The 25,178-nt window shown below is 66.4% G+C and carries 27 protein-coding genes, 2 pseudogenes and 1 other annotated feature; of the genes and pseudogenes, 13 read left to right on the top strand and 16 right to left on the bottom strand.

Going from position 1 to position 25,178, the window contains the following annotated elements; translation table 11 throughout:
• Positions 1-41: 41 nt before the first annotated feature.
• A complete protein-coding gene (locus ALIDE2_RS10305) occupies positions 42-527 on the top strand; it encodes a LexA family protein (protein ID WP_013518707.1) in 486 nt (161 codons plus the stop codon).
• On the top strand, positions 527-1,813 hold the full coding sequence (locus ALIDE2_RS10310) for a Y-family DNA polymerase (RefSeq protein WP_013518708.1): 1,287 nt from the start codon (positions 527-529) through the stop codon (positions 1,811-1,813). The genes ALIDE2_RS10305 and ALIDE2_RS10310 overlap by 1 nt, the downstream gene beginning before the upstream one ends.
• On the opposite strand, the gene ALIDE2_RS10315 is transcribed toward ALIDE2_RS10310, so the two are convergent.
• The 5 genes from ALIDE2_RS10315 to ALIDE2_RS10335 are packed head-to-tail and all read right to left on the bottom strand — an operon-like array spanning position 1,810 to position 4,670.
• On the bottom strand, positions 1,810-2,274 hold the full coding sequence (locus ALIDE2_RS10315; RefSeq protein WP_013518709.1) for a hypothetical protein: 465 nt from the start codon (positions 2,272-2,274) through the stop codon (positions 1,810-1,812). The two genes, ALIDE2_RS10310 and ALIDE2_RS10315, sit on opposite strands and share 4 nt — an antisense overlap.
• Positions 2,271-2,624: a hypothetical protein gene (locus tag ALIDE2_RS10320; protein WP_041701437.1), complete on the bottom strand. Its 354-nt coding sequence runs from the start codon at positions 2,622-2,624 to the stop codon at positions 2,271-2,273. The genes ALIDE2_RS10315 and ALIDE2_RS10320 overlap by 4 nt, the downstream gene beginning before the upstream one ends.
• 29 nt (positions 2,625-2,653) lie before the next feature.
• The gene (locus ALIDE2_RS10325) at positions 2,654-4,033 is read right to left on the bottom strand and encodes a recombinase family protein (RefSeq protein WP_013518711.1); all 1,380 of its coding nucleotides are present in this window, start codon (positions 4,031-4,033) and stop codon (positions 2,654-2,656) included.
• Positions 4,033-4,479 carry a DUF2924 domain-containing protein gene (locus tag ALIDE2_RS10330; RefSeq protein ID WP_013518712.1) on the bottom strand — a complete coding sequence of 149 codons (447 nt, stop codon included), beginning with the start codon at positions 4,477-4,479 and terminating at the stop codon, positions 4,033-4,035. The genes ALIDE2_RS10325 and ALIDE2_RS10330 overlap by 1 nt, the downstream gene beginning before the upstream one ends.
• A complete protein-coding gene (locus ALIDE2_RS10335) occupies positions 4,476-4,670 on the bottom strand; it encodes a hypothetical protein (protein ID WP_013518713.1) in 195 nt (64 codons plus the stop codon). Before ALIDE2_RS10335 ends, ALIDE2_RS10330 begins: the two co-directional genes overlap by 4 nt.
• A gap of 179 nt (positions 4,671-4,849) precedes the next feature.
• Between ALIDE2_RS10335 and ALIDE2_RS10340 the strand changes: the two genes are divergently transcribed.
• The gene (locus ALIDE2_RS10340; protein WP_013518714.1) at positions 4,850-5,128 is read left to right on the top strand and encodes a helix-turn-helix domain-containing protein; all 279 of its coding nucleotides are present in this window, start codon (positions 4,850-4,852) and stop codon (positions 5,126-5,128) included.
• Entirely contained in the window at positions 5,129-5,392 is a 264-nt protein-coding gene (locus tag ALIDE2_RS10345) for a hypothetical protein (protein WP_013518715.1), read from the top strand. It begins immediately after the preceding gene.
• A gap of 9 nt (positions 5,393-5,401) precedes the next feature.
• On the opposite strand, the pseudogene ALIDE2_RS25355 reads toward ALIDE2_RS10345, so the two are convergent.
• Positions 5,402-5,512: pseudogene (locus tag ALIDE2_RS25355) on the bottom strand (ATP-binding protein); the annotation flags it as partial.
• Positions 5,513-5,564: 52 nt separating this feature from the next.
• On the opposite strand from ALIDE2_RS25355, the gene ALIDE2_RS10355 reads away from it, so the two are divergent.
• Positions 5,565-6,799 (top strand): IS3 family transposase gene (locus ALIDE2_RS10355; RefSeq protein WP_085945337.1). Its coding sequence is split into 2 segments (ribosomal slippage): positions 5,565-5,853 and positions 5,853-6,799, totalling 1,236 coding nucleotides; the frame shifts between segments, so codons are not numbered across the junction.
• Positions 5,843-5,959: a sequence feature (AL1L pseudoknot), on the top strand. Its footprint overlaps the gene before it by 117 nt.
• Before the next feature lie 62 nt (positions 6,800-6,861).
• Here ALIDE2_RS10355 and ALIDE2_RS10360 read toward each other — a convergent pair.
• Genes ALIDE2_RS10360 through ALIDE2_RS10370 form a run of 3 tightly spaced genes read right to left on the bottom strand, consistent with a single transcriptional unit; the run spans position 6,862 to position 10,357 of the window.
• Positions 6,862-7,788 (bottom strand): glutaminase, encoded by a 927-nt coding sequence (locus ALIDE2_RS10360; protein WP_013722040.1) that lies wholly within the window; start codon positions 7,786-7,788, stop codon positions 6,862-6,864.
• A gap of 3 nt (positions 7,789-7,791) precedes the next feature.
• The gene (locus ALIDE2_RS10365; protein WP_013518721.1) at positions 7,792-8,979 is read right to left on the bottom strand and encodes a M20 aminoacylase family protein; all 1,188 of its coding nucleotides are present in this window, start codon (positions 8,977-8,979) and stop codon (positions 7,792-7,794) included.
• A 37-nt stretch (positions 8,980-9,016) separates the two neighbouring features.
• On the bottom strand, positions 9,017-10,357 hold the full coding sequence (locus ALIDE2_RS10370) for an MFS transporter (RefSeq protein WP_013518722.1): 1,341 nt from the start codon (positions 10,355-10,357) through the stop codon (positions 9,017-9,019).
• 126 nt (positions 10,358-10,483) lie between these two features.
• Between ALIDE2_RS10370 and ALIDE2_RS10375 the strand changes: the two genes are divergently transcribed.
• Positions 10,484-11,386, top strand: a complete 903-nt coding sequence (locus ALIDE2_RS10375; RefSeq protein WP_013518723.1) for a LysR family transcriptional regulator — start codon at positions 10,484-10,486, stop codon at positions 11,384-11,386.
• A gap of 129 nt (positions 11,387-11,515) precedes the next feature.
• Here the strand turns inward: ALIDE2_RS10375 and ALIDE2_RS24950 are convergent.
• Positions 11,516-11,725, bottom strand: a pseudogene (locus ALIDE2_RS24950) (IS1595-like element ISAte2 family transposase); the annotation flags it as partial.
• A 140-nt stretch (positions 11,726-11,865) separates the two neighbouring features.
• Here ALIDE2_RS24950 and ALIDE2_RS25760 point away from each other — a divergent pair.
• Positions 11,866-12,456 (top strand): hypothetical protein, encoded by a 591-nt coding sequence (locus tag ALIDE2_RS25760; RefSeq protein ID WP_420796273.1) that lies wholly within the window; start codon positions 11,866-11,868, stop codon positions 12,454-12,456.
• Here ALIDE2_RS25760 and ALIDE2_RS24390 read toward each other — a convergent pair.
• The 3 genes from ALIDE2_RS24390 to ALIDE2_RS10395 form a co-directional block, all read right to left on the bottom strand.
• A complete protein-coding gene (locus ALIDE2_RS24390; protein ID WP_013518725.1) occupies positions 12,387-12,881 on the bottom strand; it encodes a GNAT family N-acetyltransferase in 495 nt (164 codons plus the stop codon). The genes ALIDE2_RS25760 and ALIDE2_RS24390 overlap by 70 nt on opposite strands.
• Positions 12,878-13,144 carry a type II toxin-antitoxin system TacA family antitoxin gene (locus ALIDE2_RS10390; protein ID WP_013518726.1) on the bottom strand — a complete coding sequence of 89 codons (267 nt, stop codon included), beginning with the start codon at positions 13,142-13,144 and terminating at the stop codon, positions 12,878-12,880. Before ALIDE2_RS10390 ends, ALIDE2_RS24390 begins: the two co-directional genes overlap by 4 nt.
• Positions 13,145-13,374: 230 nt before the next feature.
• Positions 13,375-14,631, bottom strand: a complete 1,257-nt coding sequence (locus ALIDE2_RS10395; RefSeq protein WP_013518727.1) for an MFS transporter — start codon at positions 14,629-14,631, stop codon at positions 13,375-13,377.
• 183 nt (positions 14,632-14,814) lie between these two features.
• On the opposite strand from ALIDE2_RS10395, the gene ALIDE2_RS10400 reads away from it, so the two are divergent.
• The 4 genes from ALIDE2_RS10400 to ALIDE2_RS10415 all read left to right on the top strand — a co-directional run bounded on the left by ALIDE2_RS10400 (position 14,815) and on the right by ALIDE2_RS10415 (position 18,205).
• Positions 14,815-15,606, top strand: a complete 792-nt coding sequence (locus tag ALIDE2_RS10400) for an SDR family oxidoreductase (RefSeq protein WP_013518728.1) — start codon at positions 14,815-14,817, stop codon at positions 15,604-15,606.
• Positions 15,607-15,669: 63 nt separating this feature from the next.
• Positions 15,670-16,095 carry a PaaI family thioesterase gene (locus ALIDE2_RS10405; protein ID WP_013518729.1) on the top strand — a complete coding sequence of 142 codons (426 nt, stop codon included), beginning with the start codon at positions 15,670-15,672 and terminating at the stop codon, positions 16,093-16,095.
• 93 nt (positions 16,096-16,188) lie between these two features.
• On the top strand, positions 16,189-17,205 hold the full coding sequence (locus ALIDE2_RS10410; RefSeq protein ID WP_013722042.1) for an NADP-dependent oxidoreductase: 1,017 nt from the start codon (positions 16,189-16,191) through the stop codon (positions 17,203-17,205).
• 76 nt (positions 17,206-17,281) lie between these two features.
• The gene (locus ALIDE2_RS10415) at positions 17,282-18,205 is read left to right on the top strand and encodes a glutathione S-transferase family protein (RefSeq protein ID WP_013722043.1); all 924 of its coding nucleotides are present in this window, start codon (positions 17,282-17,284) and stop codon (positions 18,203-18,205) included.
• A gap of 79 nt (positions 18,206-18,284) precedes the next feature.
• On the opposite strand, the gene ALIDE2_RS10420 is transcribed toward ALIDE2_RS10415, so the two are convergent.
• A complete protein-coding gene (locus tag ALIDE2_RS10420) occupies positions 18,285-18,878 on the bottom strand; it encodes an Lcl C-terminal domain-containing protein (RefSeq protein WP_013518732.1) in 594 nt (197 codons plus the stop codon).
• A gap of 557 nt (positions 18,879-19,435) precedes the next feature.
• Between ALIDE2_RS10420 and ALIDE2_RS10425 the strand changes: the two genes are divergently transcribed.
• Positions 19,436-20,770 (top strand): MFS transporter, encoded by a 1,335-nt coding sequence (locus ALIDE2_RS10425; protein ID WP_238530142.1) that lies wholly within the window; start codon positions 19,436-19,438, stop codon positions 20,768-20,770.
• On the top strand, positions 20,770-22,245 hold the full coding sequence (locus tag ALIDE2_RS10430; RefSeq protein WP_013722044.1) for a cryptochrome/photolyase family protein: 1,476 nt from the start codon (positions 20,770-20,772) through the stop codon (positions 22,243-22,245). The genes ALIDE2_RS10425 and ALIDE2_RS10430 overlap by 1 nt, the downstream gene beginning before the upstream one ends.
• Positions 22,246-22,249: 4 nt before the next feature.
• Here the strand turns inward: ALIDE2_RS10430 and ALIDE2_RS10435 are convergent, their stop codons facing one another.
• Both ALIDE2_RS10435 and metE read right to left on the bottom strand, forming a co-directional pair.
• A complete protein-coding gene (locus ALIDE2_RS10435) occupies positions 22,250-22,708 on the bottom strand; it encodes a CopD family protein (protein WP_041700821.1) in 459 nt (152 codons plus the stop codon).
• A gap of 82 nt (positions 22,709-22,790) precedes the next feature.
• The gene (metE, locus tag ALIDE2_RS10440; RefSeq protein ID WP_013722046.1) at positions 22,791-25,151 is read right to left on the bottom strand and encodes a 5-methyltetrahydropteroyltriglutamate--homocysteine S-methyltransferase; all 2,361 of its coding nucleotides are present in this window, start codon (positions 25,149-25,151) and stop codon (positions 22,791-22,793) included.
• Positions 25,152-25,178: the final 27 nt, after the last annotated feature.

Below are 25,178 nucleotides of genomic sequence, written 5' to 3' on the forward strand. Positions count from 1 at the left end.
ACCTGGCAGGCGTCTGGCGGTCGTGGTCAAATACTGTTGTTATGCACAGTATCAAAGCCCACCCCACCGACACCCGTGCCCGCCTGCTGGGGCCGGCGCAGATCGACGCCCATGTGCTGCGGCTGCCCGTGGGTGCGGTGCACGTTGCGCTGGGCTTTCCGTCGCCCGCAGAAGACTTTGAGGATGACCGGGTCGATCTGAACGAGATGCTGGTGCGCAATCCGCCCGCGACGTTTTTGTATCGAGCCGAGGGCTGGTCAATGATCCAGGCCGGCATCTGCGACGGCGACGTGCTGGTCGTGGACCGGAGCGTCCGGCCGCAGCACGGCGACGTGGTGATTGCGATGTGGGACGGCAACGCCCCCGTGTGCAAAGTGCTGCACGTGTGCGGCGATCACGTGGAGCTGCACGGGCGCAACCCGGCCATCGCATCGATCGTGCTGCCGCCCGACACCGAGGTCGAGATTTTTGCGGTGGTGGGCGTGGCCCGGCAGATGCGGCGCGAGCACGGGCGCGTGGGGCGGTGATGTTTGCGCTGATCGACGGCAACAACTTTTATGCGAGCTGCGAGCGGGTTTTCCAGCCCGAGCTGCGCGGGCGGCCCCTTGTCGTGCTATCCAACAACGACGGCTGTGCCATCGCCCGCAGTGACGAAGCCAAGGCCCTGGGCGTGAAGATGGGCCAGGCCATCCACCAGGTGGCGCCAGACGTGCGCAAGCAACTGGCCGTCCGGTCGGCCAATTTTGCGCTGTACGGCGACATGAGCGCGCGGGTGCTGGCCATCCTGCGCGACGCGGCGCCGCGTGTGGAGCCGTACAGCATCGACGAGTCGTTTCTCGACCTGACCGGCATGCGGGATCGTGAAGCGTTTGCCCGCGAGCTGCACGAGCGCGTGCATCGCTGGACGGGTATCCCCAACTGCGTTGGCATCGGCGCGACCAAGACGCTGGCCAAGCTCGGCAATTTCGTGGCCAAGAGCTCAGTCCGCAAACCTGGCAGTTATCCGGCGTCGCTCAGCGGCGTGGCCGATCTGGCGGCGCTGTCGCCGCAGGCCCTGGCCGAGGTGCTCACCGCCACGCCCGTGGGCGAACTGTGGGGCGTTGGGCCGCGCTGGTCGGCACGGCTGCGTGAACTGGGCATAGCGACGGCGCTGCAACTGCGTGATGCGCAGCGCGACCTGATTCTAGAGAGGTTCGGCGTGGTGCTCTCGCGCACCCAGCGTGAGCTGTCGGGCGATCCTTGCCTTGCGTTGGAGGAAGTAGAACCCGACCGCCAACAAATCATGGTCAGTCGATCCTTCGGCGAGCGCGTCGAGAATCACCAGTCCATCAGCGAGGCCTTCGCCACATTCGCCGTGCGCGCCTGCGAGAAGTTGCGCGCTCGTGGCCTCGTGACCGGCGCTATCGGCATCTTCGCCAACACCGACCACTTCCGCCTCGAGCTGCGCCAGCACCATCCGCAACGCACGACCGATCTACCGCGCGCCACCAGCGATACCCGCGTAGTGCTCGACACCCTGCGTCGGATGCAGCGGGGCTTCCTCAAGGACGGATTCGCGTACAAGAAGGCCGGTGTGTGGTTGATGGATTTGGGCCGCCCCGAACAGATTCAGCCTGATCTCTTCGCGCCGAGCACCATCGGCAACGACAAGCTGATGTCCGCGATGGACGCGATCAACCGACGCTACGGGCGCGGCACCGTGGGCTTGGGTGCAACCGGCTGGCGGGAACGTCCACAGTGGGGTATGCGGCAGGCAAACCTCTCGCTGCACTTCACCACGTCATTGCGCGACCTGCCGCGCGCGCATTGTTAAGGCAGCAGGCGCACCTGCTCACGCCAGCCATACGGCCACGGGCGGCCGAGCACTTTCTCGACGGTGAGGCCGGGTTGACCGACCAGCTTCTCGACGACGTCAGGAGCCAGCAGCGTCAGGCGCATCAACCGATGCACCTGCGAGCTGTCGATGCCTTCGGCCTCGGCGATCTCGGCCACGGATGCCGCGCGCTGCTCGTCCAGCAAGCGCTGCCAGTGATGCGCCAGCCCCAGGGCGCGCATCATCGGAGTGTCCCGCGCGGCGGCGCGCGTCTGCCGTTCCGCTTCGGCCTGCTCCCTGAAAGCCTGCGGCGCGTCCAGCGGCGTGATGACTTCCTTCTTTACGCCGCGCTGCACCAGCCGCCACGGCACGAAAGTTTCCAGCTTCACGCCGCCCGCAGGCGACGGCAGGTGCCGAACGATGGATTCGCCCTCAAAGCGACCTCGGTGTTTCTTGCTCATGCCGGGCCCTCGAAGCCGCGCACGATGGCTCGCTGCGCCTCCCAGTCCACCGGAAGCGGGTGACGCTGGAACCAGATCAGGCTCATCCGGCGCGGCTGTCGCCCAGCCATCAGTTGCTCGATGATGTCCGGCGCGAGCAAGGTCAGGCGCAGCAGCTCGTTGATCACCGACTGATGCAGCCCTTCCGAGCGTGCGATGGCCGAGCCGCTTTCCATCTCCCCGGTATCGAGCAGGCGCTGCCAGTGGAAGGCGCGCCCCACGCCTTCGATCAGGGCGCTGTCGTGAGCCTCGCGTTCTTCAACCACCGGGTGCTGGACGAGGCGTTGTACGCCCCGGCGGCGCAGCGTCATCGGCACGAAGGTTTCCAGTTGGCCGTCCTTCACGCTTCCACCTCCAGCAGTTCCGCGCCGACACCGCGTGGCGCGAACTCGCCGATCAAGGTGTCCCAACCCAGTTCACGCCACCTCACCCGGATGCCCTGCATCTCGTCGGTGTGGACGAGATCGACGCGTTCGATCATCAGGTTGGCTACGCGATGGCGTTCGACCGGGAACAACTGATCCCACACATCGTTGAGCCGCGCCATCGCCATCACCGTGCTAGCCTCGTCGACCTGCCCGCCGTTGTTCTGGATGTGGCGCACCACCGAGGCGATGGATTCGGGGCTGGTCAGCACGGTGCGGATCTGCGCCACGACGGCCGCCTCGATCTCAGCAGCAGGCAGACGTTCGTAGCTCTTGCCCGGCGCGCCGAACCGGCTCTCCGACTTGGAGACGTAGTACTGGTACTTGCGCCCGTTCTTGCGCGAGTAGGTCGGGTACATCCGTTCGCCCGAGGGCGCGTAGAGCAAGCCGCGCAGCAGTGCGTCGTTGCGCGACCTGATCTTGGTGTCCACGCCGCGCTCGTGGCTGTTGCGCGCCAGCACTGCGTGAACCTTGTCCCATAGCTCTTGCTCGATGATCGGCTGGTGCGCGCCCGGATACCACGTGCCCCGGTTCGATAGCTCGCCAAGGTAGATGCGGTTGCGCAGCACCTTGTGGATGTACTTCTTGTCGATGCGCGTTCCGGTACGCACGCGCCCGTCCTGCGTTGTCCACGCCTTGGTGGTGACGCCTTCGTCGGACAGGCGCGCGGCGATCTGCGTCGGCGAGCCGATGGTCAGCATCTCTTCGAACATTCGCCGCACCACGGCGGCCTCGTCCTTGTTGATCACCAGTAGGCGGTTGACCACGTCGTAGCCGATGGTGGGCACGCCGCCCATCCACATTCCCTTCTTCTTGGCGGCGGCGATCTTGTCGCGGATGCGCTCGCCGGTGACCTCGCGCTCGAACTGCGCGAAGGACAGCAGGATGTTGAGCGTCAGCCGCCCCATCGATGTAGTGGTGTTGAACTGCTGCGTGACCGAGACGAAGGACACCGACTGGCGCTCGAACACGTCGACCATCTTGGAGAAGTCGGTGAGGCTGCGCGTCAGGCGGTCGATCTTGTAGACGACCACGATGTCGATGCGCCCGTCCTGGATGTCGGCCAGCAGCCGCTTCAAGGCCGGGCGCTCGGTGTTGCCGCCGGAGAAGCCGGGGTCGTCGTAGTCGTCGGCGACCGGAATCCAGCCCTCGGCGCGCTGACTGACGATGTAGGCGTGGCCCGCTTCCTTCTGCGCGTCGATGGAGTTGAATTCCTGATCGAGACGCTCGTCTGAGGACACGCGGCAGTAGACGGCGCAGCGTTTGCGCGCCTTGGGTGAGGCAGTCTCGGCCATCAGTTGCCTCCCTTCAGCAGGCCGAAGAATTCCGGCCCGCTGCGGTGCTGCCCGGTGATCTGGCGGGCCACGGCGGTCAGGCTCTTGAAGCAGCGGCCCTCGTACTCAAACAGACCTTCGGCGGTCACGGTTACGCGGTGATCGCGCGTTGCCCATTCGCGCAGCAGCACCGTGCCCGGCGCGAAGTTGAGGGCGCGCGGTTTGGCGCGCAGCTTGATCCGGGAATGCTTGGCTCCGATGGCCTCCAAACGCTGGCGGGTCTCCGCCGCGAGGCCGCCGAAGGCCTGCTCCTGCAGCTTGTAGGCAAAGCGTGATTCGACATGGGTGCGGTTCGGGTGCGGTGGGCGGCGCTCGAAGTAGCGATCCCACAGCGTCCAGAGTTCGGCCATCGGCAGATGGCCCAGATCGGAGATCTGCGCCGCGATGGATGATGGGTTTTCGTTCATGACAACTTCTCCGGTTGAGAGGGGGTTGCATGAACGCGCTGGTCGGGCAGGAAGCCAAGGCGAACCGCACCCTCTGTCGCTTCCGGCGCAACGAGGGTGCGGACGATGGCCGCCGCGAGGATGGAGGAGACCTCCGCCGCGCGGGCGGCCGGGGTCATTTCGGATGGGGATGGCAGTTCGATGGTCGTCATGGCAGTTCCGGGAATTGCAATGCCTGAGATCGTCGGCCGGAACGTCCGAAAGGGATGGCAACGTAGGGCAATCCGAGCCATCGGCATTAAATCTGTTGCGCGTTTACGAAACGATTGACAGCGCAGCTTGCGACACCTAGAATTTGATCGTTAACCAATCACGCAACCAGGTCACAACCATGTCCTTCGGACAATTCATCCGCAAGACGCGCGAGGCGAAAGAAATTCAGATGAATGACTTCGCGCGGCAGCTGGAGATATCGCCAGCCTACTGGTCGCGCATTGAGCGCGACATGGAAAAACCGCCCAAGGACGAGCTGATCCGCAAGGCGGCCGAGATTCTCGGCATCAGTGCTGACGACGCCTTCGTCGAAGCCAGCCGTCTGCCGCCCGACATCCGCGACGATGTTGGCAATTTGGTTCGGATGTACCGCCGGAATGTGACGGAGAAGAAGTGAATGGCGGTACTGACTCTCGACTACCGGTGCTGCAACCGGAAGCTCCCCTTGTACATCAAGCACGCTGAGGTCGAGCGCATCGCCGCGACCGCACGCCAGCAACTGGTCGTGGACAGCATCGATTCCGTTTCATTCGACGCGCTGCGTCAGATCTCCGGCCTGAAGATCAACGGCATCGACTTTGCCCTGGAGGTCAGCACTGTTGATTTCCACGCAAAGCTGACCCACCATTTCCATCGAATCTTGACCCACCCTGGTTCGTGAGCTTCACGCTCACGTTGTGGATAAGTTCTTGGTCGCCTTCTCCTTCTTGGTGGTCTGTGGTGGTTGCTGTGCGGAGCTATTCTTGAACCGGTAGCTGTCATTGCCGGTCTCAAGAATATGGCTGAACAGCCCCGGATTTCGAGGAGGCACCAACTCTTGAGAAGATGGAGCCATGAACAAGTCACCGAAGTTCTCCCCGGAAGTCCGCGAGCGCGCCGTTCGCATGGTGCAGGAGCACCGAGCCGACTACCCGTCGCTGTGGGCAGCCATTGAATCGATTGCGCCCAAGATTGGCTGCGTGCCGCAGACCTTGAATGACTGGGTCAAGAAGGCCGAGGTCGACAGCGGCCAGCGCCCCGGCACCACCACGGCAGACGCCCAGCGCATCAAGGAACTGGAGCGTGAGGTCAAAGAGCTGCGCCGGGCCAACGACATCCTGAAGACGGCCAGCGCGTTTTTCGCGCAGGCGGAGCTCGACCGCCGATTGAAGTCTTGAAGAACTACATCGACCGCCACCGTGATGACTACGGGGTCGAGCCCATCTGCCGGGTGCTGCAGATGGCCCCGTCGTGTTACTGGCGCCACGCAGCCCGGCAACGCAACCCGCAACTGCGCAGTCAACGCGTCCAGCGTGACGAGGGTTTGAAAGCCGACATCCAGCGCGTGTGGCACGCCAACTGGCAGGTCTACGGGGCCGATAAGGTCTGGCTGCAGATGAACCGCGAGGGCATCGCAGTGGCGCGCTGCACGGTCGAGCGCCTGATGCGTGCCATGGGCTTGCAAGGAGCACGCCGTGGCAAGACAGTGCGCACCACCACGCCGGACACATCGGCACCGTGCCCGCTGGACCACGTCAACCGGCAATTCAAGGCCAGCCGGCCCAACGAGCTGTGGGTGTCGGACTTCACCTACGTCTCCACCTGGCAGGGCTGGTTGTACGTGGCCTTCGTGGTGGACGTGTACGCCCGGCGCATCGTGGGCTGGCGGGTCAGCCGCAGCATGCAAACGGACTTCGTGCTGGATGCGCTGGAGCAGGCGCTGTATGACCGCCAGCCAGCAGCCCATGCCTTGACGCACCATTCCGACAGGGGCAGTCAATACGTTTCCATACGCTACACCGAACGCTTGGACCAGGCGGGTATCCAGCCATCAGTGGGCAGCCGGGGTGACAGCTACGACAACGCACTGGCCGAGACCATCAACGGGCTGTACAAGGCCGAGCTGATTCACCGCCGGGGACCCTGGAAGACCAGGGAATCCGTGGAGCTGGCCACCCTGCAGTGGGTGCACTGGTTCAATCACGTCCGACTGCTCACGCCGATTGGGGGCATCCCTCCGGCAGAAGCTGAGGCAAACTACTGGAGGCAACTCGCCGTCAGCGACACCTCGACAGAGGTGTCAACTTAAACCAATCGGCCTCCTTGAAAGCCGGGGCGGTTCATGTCGAGGCAAACGATAAAGCCTACACATCAGAACACCGACCAGCCGGTGAACTCCGATAACTCCTGCAGCGCGCGCGTGCCGAGCAGTGAATTGCCAAACGCATTCAGGCCAGGAGACCAGACCGCGATCGATGCATGTCCCGGAACGACCGCCAGAATGCCGCCTCCGACGCCACTCTTGCCGGGGAAGCCGACCGAATAGGCAAAGTCGCCTGAACCATCATAGTGCCCCGCGAGCAACATCAAGGCGTTGATGCTGCGTGCCTGAGCTGGGTTCAGCAGGTGGGCTGCGGAGTCGAAGCCGGCCAGGAACCGGCCGGCGCTGGCCAATTGCTCGCAGTTCATCGTGATCGCGCATTGGCGACAGTAAATCTGCAGCAGACGTTCGCATTCCATGTGCAGATTGCCGCACGAGCGTAGAAAGTACGCCAGAGAGAAGTTGCGGTAGGCCGTCCGGTATTCCGAGGCGGCAACCTGTTCATCAATCGAGATCCGGTCATCTCCAGCCGCCGTGCGAACGAAATCCATCAGTTCGTCGAGTCCGCAGCCTGCGTCAGGCGCATCGAGCATGGCGTCGGTGGTGACCAGTGCGCCCGCATTGACGAAAGGATTGCGCGGTTTGCCGCCTTCCTGCTCAAGCTCGATGACCGAGTTGAAGGTGTAGTTAGATGGTTCCTTGCCCACCCGCTTCCAGAGCCGGTCGCCGTGACGGCCCAATGCGATCGCCAGTGAGAAGACCTTTGAGATGCTCTGGATCGAAAACGGCGTCGCAGCGTCGCCCGCGCTCAGCCGCTCTCCGCTGGCCAGGCACACACTGATCCCGAACTGATGCACATCAACGCTGGCCAGTTGCGGAATGTAGTGCGCCACCCGGCCGCGCTTGTGTGCGCGCTTCATGCGCGCGTCGAGCCCTACCAGAAAGCCCTGGAGCGTTTCCAAAGCGGCGTGGCCCATCGTTCAGGCCAAGTAACGCCGCGCCAGCAGCGCCCAGTATGCAGCGCCAATGGCCAGGTTGGCGTCGTTGAAGTCGTAACCCGGGTTGTGCACCATGCAGGCGCCCAGCTTGTCGCCATCCCCGTTTCCGATCAACAGGTAGCAGCCGGGGCGCTTCTCCAGCATGAAGGCGAAGTCTTCGCTGCCGGTGAGTGGCGGGGCCTGCGGCACGACGCGCTCGGCGCCAACCAATTCGGTGCCAATCTGACGGGCGAAGTCGGTTTCATCCTTGCTGTTGATCAGTGCCGCGTAGCCGCGCCGATAGTCGATTTCGGCCTTGACGCCAAAGCACTGCGCCTGTGCGTGAACGATTTCGGTAATGCGCTGCTGCAGCAGGCTGCGCACTTCGGGGTCGAGAGCGCGCACGCTCAGCTCGAGATGTGCGCTGTCGGGGATGACGTTATTGGCGCGCCCGGACTGCAGCACCCCCACGGTAACCACTGCAGCTTGAAGTGGATCGACGTTGCGCGAGACTACTGTCTGCAACGCCATCACCAGGCTGGCTGCTGCCACTACCGGATCTGCTGCCTTGTGCGGCACAGCGCCGTGACCACCATGACCTACCAGCGTAATGTAGACCTTGTCAGAGGAGGCCATCATTGGGCCTTCGCGAAAGATCAAGTGCCCCTGTGGCCAGCCGGGCATGTTGTGCATGCTGAAGATAGCGTCGCATGGGTATTTGTCGAACAGGCCGTCGTTCATCATGCGTACGGCGCCACAGTCGCTGGTGCCGTATTCCTCCGCCGGCTGGAAGATCAGGTTGAGTGTCCCTGAGAAGTCACCCTGCTCTGCCAGCACCTTTGCTGCCGCCAGCAGCATGGCCGTATGTCCGTCGTGGCCGCAGGCGTGCATGACGCCCTGGTTGCGACTTGCGTACTGCAGCCCCGTGGTTTCCTGGATCGGCAGTGCGTCCATGTCCGCGCGCAGACCCAGCGTGCGCGTGCCGTCGCCACGCTTGAGTTGCCCGACCACACCGGTTCCGCCCAGGCCGCGCTCAACGTGGTAACCCCAGTCCCGCAGTCGCGCAGCCACTAAATCACTGGTGCGCAGCTCTTCGAATGGCAGCTCGGGGTGCTGATGGATATCACGGCGCAAAGCAATGAATTCGTCTTCGTGTGCGCGTACCGCCTGCAAGGTGTCTTGAACAGTCATGCTATGAACTCACAGTCTGGCAAAATTCGCCTAGTAATCATTTCTGTAGTTCCTTGTCACCGCCGGTTTCGCGCATGAGCAGAATGCCTACGATGGCGATCAAGCTGGTGATAAGGACGTAGAGCGCTGGCGCCGCCGGGTTGTCGGTCACCTTGATGAGCCAGGTGATCACCAGTTGCGCGGTGCCACCAAACAGCGCCACGCCAAAGGCATAGGCAATCGACAGCCCGAGCGCGCGTACATGGCCGGGGAACAGCTCCGGGATGGCCACCAGCGTTGGCGCGCCGCCAATGCCCGTGAGCAATGCCAGCAGCGCAGTCGCCAGTGCCAGAGTGGCAACGCTGGTGTGCTCGATGAGCAGCATGTAAGCCGGATAGACCAGCACGAACAATGCCACGCGAGCCCAGAGCATCACGGGTTTGCGCCCATACAGATCTGACAGCCAGCCCCCAAGCAGCGCACCCGCCCAGGTCGCCACGCCGAATACGATGGTCGCCGACATGGCGATCGTCGCGGAGAGCTTGAGCGTGGTCACGGCATAGGTGGTCATGTAGATCGCCGCATAGGTCGAGATCGTCACACCCAGGATGACCATGAGCGCCAGCATGATCGGTCGCAGATGGTGCCGGATATCGGCCAGCGGGCTCTTGATGGGTCCGCTATGCGTGGGCTGCTCGAGGCTCTCGGGCATGTGGCGGCGCAGAAAGACGGCAATGGGGATCAATGCCAGACCGAGCAAGAAAGGGATACGCCAACCCCACGCCAGCATCTGCTCCTTGCTTAGCGCCAGCGTGAGCACAATGCCGACGATGCCAGCCGCCAGCGAGGCTATGCCCTGGCTGGCAAGCTGCCAGCTGCCATACAGGCCGCGCCGGCCCTGGGGTGCGATCTCGATCAGATACGTGGTAGACGGCCCGACCTCGCCGCCCAGGGCCAGCCCCTGCACCAGCCGACAGGCAATGACGATGATGGGTGCCGCCAATCCGATGCTTGCGTACGAGGGGGTGAGCGCCATGCCGATCGTGCCGACCGTGATGAGCGCAATGGTCAACAGCATGGCCGGCTTGCGTCCTGCACGATCGGCAAAAGCGCCGATCAGCAGCCCGCCCAAAGGGCGCGTGATGAAGCCAACGCCAAAGACCGCTACCGACAGCATCACCGTGACCAGCGGTTCGTCAGCGGGAAAGAAGGTCTGGCCGATATAAACGGCGAAGAACGCGTAGGTGGTGAAATCGAAGAACTCAAGCGCGTTGCCAGCCACTGTTGCAGCCACGACGCGGGGCTGCACCTTACTCGTCGCGGCAGTTGAAATGTTCGATGCGCCCTGGGATGTGGGCGACAACGCAACGTCGCCCATACTGGAATTTTGAATGCCCATGAATTCGTCTCCGGATGATTGCTGCTGCCCTGGAAGACAGTGCGCGAAATCATATGAATCATGATCAAATGCGTCTAATGCATAATTTATTCTGAATGCATTCAAAGAACTCATGCGACGAAGGAAATGAACCTGCGCCATCTGGAGTACCTGCTGGCCGTGGCGGACACCGGTTCGTTCAGCCGCGCCGCGGAACGTTGCCACATCACCCAGTCCGCCCTAAGTCGCAGCATCCAGACCCTCGAAGACGATTTCGGAGCACGTCTGATCGACCGAATGGGCAAGCGCAACGAGTTGACGCCGTTCGGCCAGACCGTTGCAAGCCGGGCGCGCCGCATGGTGCTGGATGCCGTTGAGCTAAAGCGCAGCGCACAGCTATTGCAAGATGGCTACTTGGGGGTCATTCGCATTGGGCTCGGCGCGGGGCCTACTGCACTGCTGATGCAGCCGTTTCTGCGTTATATGGCCTGCATGCATCCGGGAGTGCAGGTCAGCCTCGAATCAGGCCCCCCCGAGTTGCAGACCAGGCGCTTGCGCGAACGTGGATTCGACGCCCTGGTCGTGGATCTACGCAGCGTCACGCCTGCTGATGACCTGTTGATCGAAGATTTGGGCCAAATGCGCGGTGGTTTCATCTGTCGCGTGGGTCACCCCCTTACCAAATTCAACACCCCCATTACATTTGCACACCTCCAACGCTATCCGTTAGCGTCGACTTCACTCAATCCGGAGTTGGCACGTCTTCTGATCACCCGCTATGGGCCCGCAGCTGACCCCCAGGTCGCGGTGACCCTGCGCTGCAACGATATCAACAGTTTGCTACACGCGGTACACGGCAGTGACGCGGTGTTCCTCGGCCTCATCAGCCCCGCGCGTGAAGCCATCGCCAATGGTAGCTTGGTGGAGTTGCCCATCACTCCGGCGTTGAATGAGGGCGCACGCTTTGCGTTCGTTACCCTGGCCGACCGCACTGAAGCGCCTGCCATGGGAATTTTCCGCCAGTTTGTGGCCGAACATCTGCATGACTGAGAGTCTCTTGGGGACTACGCTGAGTTTCCAAAGCTTGGACTTGAAGTTGCCCCTTTTTCACGGACACCTTACCGTTTGGACAAAAGGAGCAGAAAAGTTAGGCTCTTTTCGCGAAACGTACGGATCAGCTCAAGCCCTGATAGCCAAAACCAGCACTGACGCGGGCTCCGGGGCAGATCCGGGCGCGCGATCCAGCATGCGAAACCAGCCCAGGTAAGACGCCAGGTACTTGGTGGCCACGCCCTTGAAGCGCCGCATCCAGCTGCGCAGGCGGCTGACGTAGGCGTTGACGTTCTGCACATGCCAAGGCCCGACCCGAACGCCAGCGTTGACGTTGACGCTGTGGTATTGCACGCCCAGCAGGTGGGCCGCAGCCGCCAGCGCTGCGCTGAGCTCGGCTGCAGTGGTATGGCAAGGCGCTGCTGGCGTCTTTGTCTGCCCGGCTGATGGCGGACTACGGGGACGGGTTCCAGAATTGCTTGCAGCGAAAAGCGCAGATTGCCACCCAGCATCAGATGCGGGATTTGTTTGCGCTCGCGTTCGGCGCGATCTTGGAAAATGTGGAGGGGCAGCGATGCTGCTTCAGCGGTGTCTTTGGCTGTGAGGTAGCGGCTACCTTGTGCATCAAACGCTGCGCCGACATCCTCATCGGCAGGCTTGAACTCCCGGTCGATGCCGAGCAGGGTCATCAGGAATTGCGCACTGCGGCGCTCGAATTCGAGAATATCGACTTCGTGGTAGCGGACGTGGCGAAACAGCTTGTGCCAGATCGGCCCTTGGCCATCGAGTCGCCAGCGGCGCAGCGTCTTGAGACTGACCTGCCAGCGGTCGGCGACGTGTTTTTCAGTCATCACGGGGTAGCGCATCTTTTTCTTCTCCAAGACAGATGCCCCATGACAACGCTGTTCGCCGTAGAAGCCAAGTTCAAACGCTTGATGTTCCGTTTTGTCGTCCTTATCAACCAAGTGACGAACGTACGGAACAATGTAGGCCACAGGAATTACGGCTTGGCCTGGCTCAGGCGCAGCATCAGTACCAGCGGATCAGCCGGAGATGCTTGGAAGCCGTAATACTCGTAAAACAACTTCGCACGCTCGTGCAGGGCATGAACCAGCAAGGCACGAACGCCCGTGTTCTGCGCCACGTTCACCGCCCGGTTGACGGCATCCTGCAGTAGGGAGCCACCCAGCTTGATGCCCTGGGCCTGGGTGTCGACGGCAAGCCTGGCCAATACCATGACGGGCACCGGATCAGGCATGTTTCTGCGCACACTGCCTGTGGCGAGCTGATGGGACACAGCACCAGCCGCCATTGCGTAGTAGCCATAAACACGGTGCTCTTTATCCGCCGCAACAAAAGTGCGACTGGCTCCGCTGATCTGATTGGCCATCGCCCGACGCTTGAGCCATTCATCCAGCACCGGTTCGCCGCAGGAAAAATCGATGCAGTGATGATCTGACGTCAGCGGCTGCGGCGCGACAAGATCAAGGCTCATACCTTGTTCCAGACAGGCTTCAGTGCAAACAGGCGTTCCAGCCCGGTGTTGGGCTGGGGTGGCGCATCGAGTAGATCGACAAACTGCTGGAATTTGTCAGCATCCAGCGTGAAGTGAACCTGATCAAGCACAACAGACTGGGCACGCTCGCAGGCGGCCTCCAGCATAAAGTCCGAACGGTTCTTTCCCAGCAGGTTGGCGGCGTGATCGATGAGGTCACGCTGCTCGGGCAGAGCACGCAGATTGATGGCGGCAGCACGCATGACGAAGCTCCTCGTGTAAATACAACAGATACACAAATGGTAGTGATGCGTGTAGCTGTTGTCAATACAATCAAAACTGGCCGAATCGTCTAAACCAAGGAGTAAAGTGCAGCGCTTGCCTCTCCGCGTTGGAAGCGGGACGCGGGTTCAGTTCCGTGTTCCGCCACCACATCAACGTCCAAGGGCGTTCGCCAACATCCGGCGAACGCCCTTTTTCTTTGGCAAAGCCGCTATGCCGTCGCCCGGGCCGCAGGCAATGGCGGGCGCCGCCCCGGAAGCAGCAGCGCCACGCCGGCCGCCATCATCAGCAGCGCGCCCGACAGGCCGAAGGCGAGCCAGTGCGTGCCGAAATGCTCGTAGCCCCAGCCGCCCAGCCAGGAACTGATCATGGCCCCCACCTGGTGCCCCACGTAGGTCCAGCCGTAGAGCACTCCCACCAGGCGCACCCCGTAGACGTCCGCCAGGATGGCCGACGACAGCGCAATGCTGCCGGCCCAGGCGATGCCGCCGATGACCGAGGTGCCGTACAGCTCCAGCGTGCTGCCCGCGAGCAGCAGCGAGAAGAAGCCCACGCCGCGCACGCAGTAGATGGCGGCCAGCAGCTTGCGCCGCGGCAGGCGGTCGGCCAGGCGGCCCAGCACCAGGGTGCTGGGAATGGCCACCAGCCCGATCAGGCCTATGCCCAGGGCGCTGGTGGTGGCGTCGAAGCCGTGGTCCATCAGCATGGGCATGCCGTGCGTGCCCAGCAGGTTCATGCTGAAGCCGCAGGCGAACATGCCCAGCGTGATCTTCAGGAAGGTGCTGGTGCGCATGGCCTGCAGCACCGTGTAGTGCTGGCCCACGGGGACCACGGGGTTGGCGGCGCGGTGCGCGCCGGGCAGCGGTGCGTCGCCATCGAGCGGTGCCTCGTCGCGTATCAGGAACAGCGCCGCGGGTACGGTGATGGCCGCAAACAGCACGGCGAAGCCCAGCAGCGTGGCCTGCCAACTCGCGTGCTGCAGCGCCAGGCCCAGCGCGGGCGTCATGATCGCGATGCCGGCCATGGAGCCCGTGGACAGGAAGAACAGCGCCATGCCACGGCGGCGGTTGAACCAGCGGCTGATCACGGGCGTGAGCGCCACCGGGCTGGTGAAGCCGGCCCCGATCGACATGAGGATGCCGAAGCTCAGCAGCAGCTGCAGCGGCGTGCGGGCGGTCACCGCCCACAGCGTGGATCCCACCAGCATGACCGTGCCGGCCAGCAGCACGAAGCGCGTGCCCCGGCGCGCCACCAGCCAGCCAGCCAGCGGCGTGGCTGCGCCATAGCACAGCATGCCCACGGCCACGATGGACGAGAGCATGCTGCGCGAGAAGCCCAGGTCTTCGGCCATGGGCAGGAACAGCGGGCCCAGGCCCAGGCGCAGGCCCACGGTGAGGGTCGTGAGTACGGTGGCTGCGGCCACGATGTTCCAGCCAAAGTACCAGCGGGGGGTGTCGGGAGAGGTCATGTCCTGCGGCGATCAGCAAAACGGTAGGTTGTACGCGATCTTGCGGCGCATCGTCACGCCCTTGGCATCGTGGATGGCGCGGGGACCGGTCGCGTGACGTGGATGTCATCGCGTAGGCGACACGCGCTGAAGTGCCGGTTCGCCACAATAGCCGTTTGCATTCTCAATAACGGAGACGAATCCATGGCGCGCACCGTACAGCAGCTTTTCGATCTTTCGGGCAAGACCGCTCTCGTCACCGGCGGCTCGCGCGGCCTGGGCCTGCAGATGGCGCAGGCGCTGGGCGAGGCGGGCGCGCGCATCATGCTCAGCTCGCGCAAGGCCGAGGACCTGGAGCAGGCCGTCGCCGAACTGCAGGCCGCCGGCATCGACGCGCGCTGGATCGCCGCCGACTGCGCGCGTGAGGACGACATCCAGCGCCTGGCCAGCGAGACGCTGCAGCGCATGGGCGACGTGGACATCCTGGTCAACAACGCCGGCGCCACCTGGGGCGCGCCGGCCGAAGACCATCCCCTGGCCGCCTGGGACAAAGTGATGAACCTCAACGTGCGCGGCTATTTCCTGCTGTCGCAGGCCATCGCCAAGCACAGCATGATCCCGCGCCGCGGCGGACGCATCATCAACGTGGCTTCCATCGCGGGGCTGGCCGGCAATCCCTTCGAGATGAAGACCATTGCCTACAACACATCCAAGGGCGCGGTACTCAACTTCACGCGCGCGCTGGCGGGCGAGTGGGGCGTGTACGGCATCTGCGTGAACGCCATCTGCCCGGGCTTCTTCAAGACCAAGATGACCACCGTGCTCATAGAGACCCTGAGCGAGGAGAAGATGGCTACGCACGCGCCGCTGCGCCGCCTGGGCGACGACGAGGACCTGAAGGGCATCACGCTGCTGTATGCGAGCGAGGCCGGCAAGCACATCACGGGCCAGTGGCTGGCCGTGGACGGGGGCGTGAGCGCCATCCTCGGCGGGTGACCGGCCTGCACGGATGGGCGTTGGCGGCTATTCTTGCCCCCTTCATTTTTTCAGGAGCAGACAGTGCTGGACTTCGGAGCCGACATTCCCTTCGTCAAAGAGCTGGGTTTCACCCTACGGCGCATGCATGGAGGGGAGTCCGAACTGCACTACCAGGCCCGCCCCGAGCACACGAATTCTTTCGGCGTGATGCACGGCGGCGCCGTCATGACGCTGCTGGACGTGGCCATGGCCACGGCCGCGCGCAGCGACACACTGGACACGGGCGTGGTCACCATCGAGATGAAGACCAGCTTCATGCGCCCGGCGCGCGGCCCCATGGTGGCCCGGGGCAAGCTGATCCAGCGTACGCGCTCCATGGCCTTTGCCGAGGCCTGGGTGTACGACGCCGAGGGCCGCCTGTGCAGCCAGTCCACGGGCACCTTCAAGTACGTGCCCAGGGCCCAGCCGGCGGCGGGGCAGGGCGGGGGCGCCATCTCCACCGATTGATGTTTTGAGCCAAATAGATCTCTGGCGCTTGTATGGCAAGCGCTGGCAGCTATCGAAATGTGATCAACCCGGCATCCGAGGAGGCAAGACGCCATGCCACGCAACACGCAAATCCTGCTCGACAACCGTCCCCGGGGCCAGGCCTCGCCGGACAACTTCCGCCTGGTTGTCGGCGACACCCCGGCACTGCGGGACGGCCAGGTGCTGGTGCGCCACCACTACCTGAGCCTGGACCCGTACATGCGCGGGCGCATGAACGAGGGCAAGAGCTACGCCGCCTGCCAGCCGCTGGGCGAGGTGATGATCGGCGGCACCGTGGGCGAGGTGGCCGAGAGCCACCACCCGGCCTACGCCGTGGGCGACAAGGTGGTGGGTATGGGCGGCTGGCAGGAGTGGAGCGTGGTCGATGGCGATGCGCCGGGCATGCTGCGCAAGGTCGATACCCGCCACGTACCCCTGTCGTACTACCTGGGCGCCGTGGGCATGCCCGGCGTGACCGCCTGGTACGGCCTGGTCAGGATCATCGACCCCAGGCCTGGCCAGACCCTGGTCGTGAGCGCCGCCAGCGGCGCCGTGGGCAGCGCCTTCGGCGCGCTGGCCAAGGCGCGCGGCTGCCGCGTGGTGGGCATTGCCGGCGGGCCAGACAAGTGCCGCTACGTGACCGAGGAGCTGGGCTTCGACGCCTGCATAGACCACCGCGCGCATGGCGACCTCGCCTCCATGTCCAAGGCCCTCAAGCAGGCCTGCCACGACGGCATCGACGGCCATTTCGAGAACGTGGGCGGATACATCCTCGACGCCGTGCTGCTGCGCGCCAACGCGTTCGCGCGCGTGGCCCTGTGCGGCATGATCGCCGGCTACGACGGCCAGCCGCTGCCGCTCGCGAACCCGGCGCTCATCCTCATCAACCGCATGAGGATCGAGGGCTTCATCGTCAGCGAGCACATGGAGGTCTGGCCCGAGGCGCTCGCGGAGCTCGGCGGCCTGGTGGCCAGCGGCAGGCTGCGCCCGCGCGAGACCATCGCCCAGGGCCTGGCCGCCGCGCCCCAGGCCTTCCTGGACCTGCTGCAGGGGCGCAACTTCGGCAAGCAGCTGGTCAAGCTGATTTGACGCACCGGCACCGGGGCCGGGCCCGCGGTAGCATGATGTGAGCCTGGCTGTACGCAGCGCCCGCCGGAGTCGCACCGTGACCGAACTCATCCTGCACCACTACCCCGCATCGCCGTTCGCGCACAAGGCGCGCTGCGTGCTCGGCTTCAAGCGGCTGGCGTGGCGGTCCGTCATCGTGCCCAGCGTCATGCCCAAGCCCGACGTGGTGGCGCTGACGGGTGGCTACCGGCGCACGCCGTTCCTGCAGATAGGCGCCGACATCTATTGCGACACGGCGCTGATCTGCGACGTGCTGGAGCACCTGCGGCCCGAGCCCACGCTGTACCCGCCGCACCTCAAGGGCGTCTCGCGCGTGTTCGCGCAGTGGGCCGACACCATGCTGTTCACCGCCGCCATGGCCTACAACCTGCAGCCGCGCGCGGCCGAGGCGCTGTTCGCCGGCTTCCCCGAGGGCGCGGCCCAGGCCTTCAGCGCCGACCGGCGCGCCATGGGCATGGCGCACCCGCACCCGCAGGACGCGGCGGCGGCCTACCGCTCCTACCTGCGGCGCATCGCCAACATGGTCGAGGAGCATGACTTCCTGTTCGGCAGCGAGCCCTGCGTGGCCGACTTTGCTGCCTACCACCCGCTGTGGTTCACGCGCCAGTGCGTGCCGGTGATGGCGGACATCCTGTCCGCCACCCCGGCCGTGCTTGAATGGATGGACCGCCTGGCGGCGCTGGGCCAGGGCCGGGCCGAGAAGCTCAGCGCCCAGGACGCCATCACCGTGGCCGCGGGCGCCGTGCCGCAGCCGCTGCTGCCCGAGGTCTTCCAAGACGAGCACGGCATCGCCCTGGGCAGCCACGTGAGCATCGCTGCCGAGAGCTTCGGCACCGAGCCCACCGTGGGCCTGCTGGTCGCCGCCACGCGCACGCGCTACACGCTGGCGCGCACCGACCCGCGCGCGGGAGACCTGCATGTGCACTTTCCGCGTATCGGCTATGTGTTGCGTCCTGCCTGAATCTGGGGTGTGAGCTGGCTCTAGCGCTTGCCAGAAAAGCCCCAAAGCCCAATTCGGTCGAGAGCAAAAGGAATGGCTCTTATGGCGCCGGCCGCACCAGCCGCACCACCAGCCGCGTGCCGCGGCCCACGTCGCCGCGGGCCTGGCCGCTGGCCATGTCCACGGCCCAGCTCTGCTGCACCGTCATGCTGCTCTCGCCCGCGCCGCCGCGCATCACGTTGCCGTATGCATAGGGGTTGACGGAGCCGGTGTTGACGCTGGCCGTGCCCGTCCAGTGCCAGTCGCGCGGCGTGGCCGGGAACAGCCGCTGGTCCACCGATGGCGGCTGCGCGCTGCGGTTCACCAGGCGGCGCAGCTCGTTCACGCGCGGCAGGCGCCAGGCCACGCCGCTGTCCTTCCAGCGCTGGCGCGCCAGCGCCTGGGCCTCGCCGTAGGTCAGCAGCCGGGCCAGGCCGGCGCAATGGCTGCCCGTCCAGCGCATGCCCTCCACGCAGCGCGGCCAGGCAAGGCGTGCGCGCTGGTCGATGACCAGCGTGCCGTCGGGTGACACGCTCAACGCGGGCGGTTGTGCGGCTTGTGCGGGCGCGGCTGCGCCGGCGTCGCCGCGCGGCGCGGCGGCGGCCGGCAGGGCCAGCGCGGCGCACAGGACTAGGGCGAATCGACATTCAAACACCCCCGTCGCCAAGGTCCTGGGCAGTCGACGGCTAGGCGCGAGCTGCGCCGTGTATCGCGATACACCAGCGGCGAGCAACGACGCCGGGGGCTGCCCAGGACCTTGGCCCGAAGGGTTGCCCATAGCGGCCCGCCATGCGTCGTTGCTCCTCGGTTGTTGGTGCCTACCAGCGTCCTCCTCGCGCCTAGCCTGGCGGGCCGCTATGGGCAACGACGGGGGTGTTTGAATGTCGATTCGCCCTAGGGCGGCATGGCCAGGAAGGCGGGGGATGATGGCGGATGCGGGCATGGCAGCGCCATTGTCGGCGCGCCCGCGCGAAGCCAATGGCCCGATCAGAGGGCGCTTGCAGGCCTTTATGCGGCCGCCGGGCAGGATGCGGCGAGTCTGGAGACAATCGGGCGGATGCCCATGTCCGTCTTGCCGCGCATGGCCCCGCCGCCAGGGCCACTCCACACCTTGCCGCTCTGCCCTTGGCCCGGAGGCCGGCGGTGAGCGCACGCCCGGGCATCGGCCCGGTCATCGACGACGGCCTGGCGCCGTCCGCGCGCCGCCAGGCCATGCTGGTCATCATTCTGGGGCTGACGCTGGCCGTGCTCGACACCAGCCTCGTCAACCTGGCGCTGCCCGACATCGCGCGCCAGCTGCAGTCCAATGCGGCGCAGTCGATCTGGGTGGTCAATGCCTACCAGCTCGCCACGCTGATCGTGCTGCTGCCGCTCGCGGCCCTGGGCGAGCGCATGGGCTACCGGCGCGTGTATCTGGTGGGCATCGCGCTGTTTTCCGCGGCGTCGGTAGGCGCCATGCTGGCCTCATCCATGCTGGCGCTGATCGTTGCGCGCGCCCTGCAGGGCCTGGGCGCGGCCGGCGTGATGGCCGTGAACGCGGCCCTGGTGCGCCTGATCTATCCGCGTGCGCAGCTGGGCCAGGGCATGGCCATCAATTCGCTGGTGGTGGCCACGGCGTCCATGGCCGGGCCGTCGGTGGCGGCGGCGATCCTGTCGGTGGCGTCTTGGCCCTGGCTGTTCGCCATGAACCTGCCGCTGGGCCTGGGCATCTGGTGGCTGGGGCGGCGCGCGTTGCCGGCCAACCCGCCGTCGGAGCACGACGGGCCGCGCTTTTCCGCCATCGACGTGCTGCTCAACGGCACCATGTTCACGCTGATCTTCCTGGGCGGCGCGCAACTGGGCGTGCGCGGGCAGGCGCAGGGCGCGGGCGGCGTCGCGGGTGGGTGGCTGCTGGCCGCCGGCTTGGCCGTGGGGGCCGTGTTCCTGCGGCGCCAGTGGCGCCTGGCGGCGCCGCTGTTCCCGGTGGACCTGCTGCGCATACCCGTGTTCGCGCTGTCCATGGGCTCGTCCGTGGGGGCGTTCTGCGCGCAGATGCTGGGTTTCCTGGCACTGCCGTTCCTGCTGCTGGAGGCGCAGGGCCGCAGCCACCTGGAGGCCGGCCTGCTCATCACCGCCTGGCCTCTGGCCACGGCCCTGGTGGCGCCGCTGGCGGGGCGCATGATCGGCCGCTACCCCGACGGCCTGCTGGGCGGCATAGGCATGGCCGTGTTCGCGGCCGGCCTGCTGTCGCTGGGCCTGCTGCCGGCGCAGCCGGCCGACTGGAACGTGGTCTGGCGCATGGCGCTGTGCGGCGCGGGCTTCGCGTTGTTCCAGTCGCCTAACAACCACACCATCGTCAGCTCGGCCCCGCTGCACCGCAGCGGCGCGGCCAGCGGCATGCTGGGTACAGCGCGCCTGACGGGCCAGACGCTGGGCGCGGTGGTGCTGGCGGCCATCTTCGCGCTGCGGCCGGGGCATGACGGCAGCGCCGAGTCCCTGGCCTTGCTGCTGGCCGCGGGCTGCGCGTTCGCGGCCGGGGTGTGCAGCTCGCTGCGCGTGCGTGCCTGATGCAGCAGGGGGCCACAGCTTCTGCCCTGGTATGGCTGCGCCGCGACCTGCGCTGCGACGACCATGCCGCGCTGTATCACGCGCTACGCCGCTTTGGGCGGGTGTATTGTGCCTTCGTGTTCGATACCGACATCCTGGACGCGCTGCCCACGCGCAGCGACCGGCGCGTGGAGTTCATCCACGCCAGCGTGCTGGAGCTGCACCAGGGACTGGCCGAGCTTGCCGCCCGAAGCGGCGCCCCGGGCGGCGGGCTGATCGTGCGCCATGGCCCGGCTCCGGAGTGCATCGTGCGGCTGGCGCGCAGCCTGGGCGTGCAGGAGGTGCTGGCCAACCGCGACTACGAGCCCCAGGCCATCGAGCGCGACCGGCGCGTGGCCCGGGCCCTGCAGGCCGCGGGCATCGCCTTCAGCGACTACAAGGACCAGGCGCTGCTCGACCGCGACGAGGTGCTGACCCGGCAGGGCCGACCCTACGGCGTGTTCACGCCCTACAGGCGCGCGTGGCTGCAAAGGCTCGACGCCTTCCAGCTCACGCCATACCCGGTGGCGAGCCACGCCCGGCACCTGGCCGCGCCGCCCGCGGGCGAGTGCCTGCCCACGCTGCAGGAACTGGGCTTTGCGCGCACCAACCTGCACGAGCTGCCCCTGCCCACCGGCATGCGCGGCGCGCAGCTGCTGCTGCAGGACTTCATGCCGCGCATGGCGGCGTACCACGAGGCGCGCGACTACCCCGGGCGCAAGGGCGTGTCCTACCTGTCGGTGCACCTGCGCTTCGGCACCGTGTCCATCCGCCAACTGGCGGCGCTGGCGGCCGCGCAGGCGGCCCAGGGCTGCGAGGGCGCGCAGGCCTGGCTGTCTGAGCTGGCCTGGCGCGACTTCTACTTCATGATCCTGTGGCACCACCCACAAGTGGCCACGCAGTCGTTCAAGCCCGTGTACGACCGCGTGCAGTGGGACGACGCGCCCGAGCTCTGGCAGGCCTGGTGCGGGGCGCGCACCGGCTACCCGCTGGTCGATGCCGCCATGCGCCAGCTGCACCAGACGGGCTACATGCACAACCGCCTGCGCATGGTGGTGGCGAGCTTTCTGACCAAGGACTTAGGGCTGGACTGGCGCCGGGGCGAGCGCCATTTCGCTGCGCACCTGAACGACTACGACCTGGCGGCCAACAACGGCGGCTGGCAGTGGGCCGCCTCGACCGGCTGCGACGCGCAGCCATGGTTCCGCATCTTCAACCCCGTCACGCAGTCGCAAAGATTCGACCCGCAGGGCCGCTTCATCCGCTGCTACCTGCCCGAGCTCGCGCGCGTGCCGGACGCGCACATCCACTTTCCCGCCGCCATGGGGCCGCTGGAGTTGGCGGCCTGCGGCCTGCGCCTGGGGGTGGACTATCCTTTGCCCGTCGTGGACCATGCCCGGGCGCGCGAGCGCACCTTGATGCGCTTTCACTTCCTGGGCGCGAGCGAGGGCGGCTGAGCCCCTACATCAGCACGGTCTGCGCCACGACCACCACGCCGATGAGCAGGTTCACGCCCACCCAGGCGCGGATCCTGCCCAGCGCCTGGCCCCCGGCGCTCCAGTCCGAGGTGGCCACGGCCTGCTCCAGACGGCTGAGCAGCGCGAAGTAGATGTAGGCGAAGATGCCCATCATCACGATGCCCAGCGTGGCCATGATGGTCCAGTCCAGCGGCATGGAGAATGCGCCGCCCGATCCCACGCTCACCGCGCCGATCATGCCCAGCCCGCTGGTCAGCACGACGACGATGGCCACGGCCACCGCGCCCAGGAAGCGCTGCAGCACGTCGTGCATCAGCTGCACGCGCTGCGGCGGTTCGAGCCGCTGCGCCGCGGGCCGCAGGAAGAGATGGGCGAAGACCATGCCGCCGATCCACACGATGATGGACAGGACGTGGGTGAGCTTGAGGGCGTTGTAGAGCATGAGCGGGGCCAGGTGCGAAACCCGCAATTGTGCAGCGGTGCGGGTGCCGCCCCGGTGGTATTCCTCGCCCGCGTAAAGGGTGTCACGTGCCGGCGCCGGCATGCTCCGCCCGCAGCGCCCCCGCGGCCTGCACCATGTTGCGCAGCGCGGCCTCGGTCTCGGGCCAGGCGCGGGTCTTGAGGCCGCAGTCGGGGTTGACCCAGAGGTTGCCGGGCGGCACCACCTCGGCGGCCCTGCGCAGCAGGCGCAGCATCTCGTCCACGCCGGGCACGCGCGGCGAGTGGATGTCGTACACGCCGGGGCCGATCTCGTTGGGGTATTTGAAGGTGCCGAAGCCCTGCAGCAGCTCCATGCCGGAGCGGCTGGTCTCGATGGTGATCACGTCGGCGTCCATGGCGGCGATCCCGGGCAGGATGTCGTTGAACTCGCTGTAGCACATGTGGGTGTGGATCTGCGTGGCGTCGCCCACGCCGCACGCGGCGATGCGGAAGGCACGCGTGGCCCAGTCCAGGTAGGGCTTCCAGTGCGCGCGGCGCAGCGGCAGGCCCTCGCGGATGGCGGGCTCGTCGATCTGCACGATGCCGATGCCGGCGCGCTCCAGGTCTGCCACCTCGTCGCGGATGGCCCAGGCGATCTGCTCGCAGGTGCGGCTGCGCGGCTGGTCGTCGCGCACGAAGGACCATTGCAGGATGGTCACGGGCCCGGTGAGCATGCCCTTCATGGGCCGGGGCGTGAGGCTCTGGGCGTATACCGTCCAGTCCACCGTCATGGGGCGCGGGCGGGCCACGTCGCCGTAGAGCACGGGCGGCTTGACGCAGCGCGAGCCGTAGCTCTGCACCCAGCCGTTTTGCGTGAACGCGAAGCCGTCGAGCTGCTCGCCGAAGTACTCCACCATGTCGTTGCGCTCGGCCTCGCCGTGCACGAGCACGTCCAGGCCCAGCGCCTCCTGCGTGCGCACGGCGTGCGCGATCTCGGCGCGCATGCGGGCCTGGTACTCGGCGTCGTCCAGCGCGCCGCGGCGGTGGGCGGCGCGCGCCGCGCGGATGGCGGGGGTCTGCGGGAACGAGCCTATCGTGGTGGTGGGCAGCAGCGGCAGGCGCAGGCGCGTGCGCTGCACCGCCTGGCGCGCGGGGAAGGGGGCGCGGCGCCGGTCGGCGCCCTCGGGCGCCCCGGCCAGGCGGCGGGTCACCTCGGGGCGATGCACGCGCGCGCTGGCGCGGCGGCTGGCGGCGGCGGCGCGGGCATCGGCCAGCCGGGGATCGCCGTCGCCTGCGCGGCCGTCCAGCAGCGCGGCCAGCAGGCCGAGCTCGCCGAGCTTCTCGGTGGCGAAGGTGAGCCAGGAGCGCAGCTCGGCGTCGAGCGCGTCCTCGCCCGCGAGCGAGACGGGCACGTGCAGCAGCGAGCACGAGGGCGCGATCCACAGTGGCCCCTGATGCTTGTCGGCCACGGGGCGCAGCAGGGCCAGGGCGGCGTCGGGGTCGGTGCGCCAGATGTTGCGGCCGTCCACCACGCCCACCGACAGCACCTTGTAGCCCGGCAGCCAGTCGGCCACGCCCGTGAGCTCGTGCGGCGCGCGCACGGCGTCCACGTGCAGGCCGGCCACGGGCAGCTGGCAGGCCAGGCGCAGGTGGTCTTCGAGCGGCGAGAAGTAGGTGGCCAGCAGCACCTGCGGCCCGGCCTTGCCGAGCTGCCAGTAGGCGGGCTCGAACGCCTGGCTCCAGGCGGCGGGCAGATCCAGGCCCAGGATGGGCTCGTCGATCTGCACCCACTCCACGCCCTGCGCCTTGAGCCGCGCGAGGATCTGCGCGTACACGGGCAGCAGGCGGTCGAGCAGGGCCAGGCGGTCGAAGGGGGTGTCGCCCTTCTCCTTGGACAGCCACAGGAAGGTGAGCGGCCCCACCAGCACGGCCTTCACGCGGTGACCCAGCGCCTGGGCCTGGGCAACCTCGCCGAACAGGCGCTCGCTGGCGAGGGAGAAGGCCGTGCCGGCGTGCAGCTCGGGCACGAGGTAGTGGTAGTTGGTGTCGAACCACTTGGTCATCTCCAGCGCGCTCTGGCCCGCGCCCTCATGCGCCGCGTGCGTGCAGCCGGCGCCGCAGCCGGGCGCGCCGTGGGCCTGCGCCTGCACGCCGCGCGCCATCGCGAAGTAGCGCGCCAGCTCCGGCGTGTCCGGCGCGAAGCCGAAGCGCGCGCTCTCGCAGCCCAGCAGCTGGATGTGGTTGGCCACGTGGTCGTAGAAGGCGAAGTCGCCCACCGTGACGAAGGCCAGGCCCGCGTCGCGCTGGGCCTGCCAGTGGCGCGTGCGCAGTTCGGCGCCCACGGCTTCGAGGGCGGCGGCGTCGATCTCGCCGCGCCAGTGGCGCTCCAGCGCGAACTTGAGCTCGCGCTGCGCGCCCATGCGCGGAAAGCCCAGGGTGTGCGTGAGGACGGGGGTGGCGGCCATGGCGTAGTGGTTCCTTTGCTTGCAGTC

The organism is Alicycliphilus denitrificans K601, assembly GCF_000204645.1.
Taxonomy (GTDB): domain Bacteria; phylum Pseudomonadota; class Gammaproteobacteria; order Burkholderiales; family Burkholderiaceae_C; genus Alicycliphilus; species Alicycliphilus denitrificans.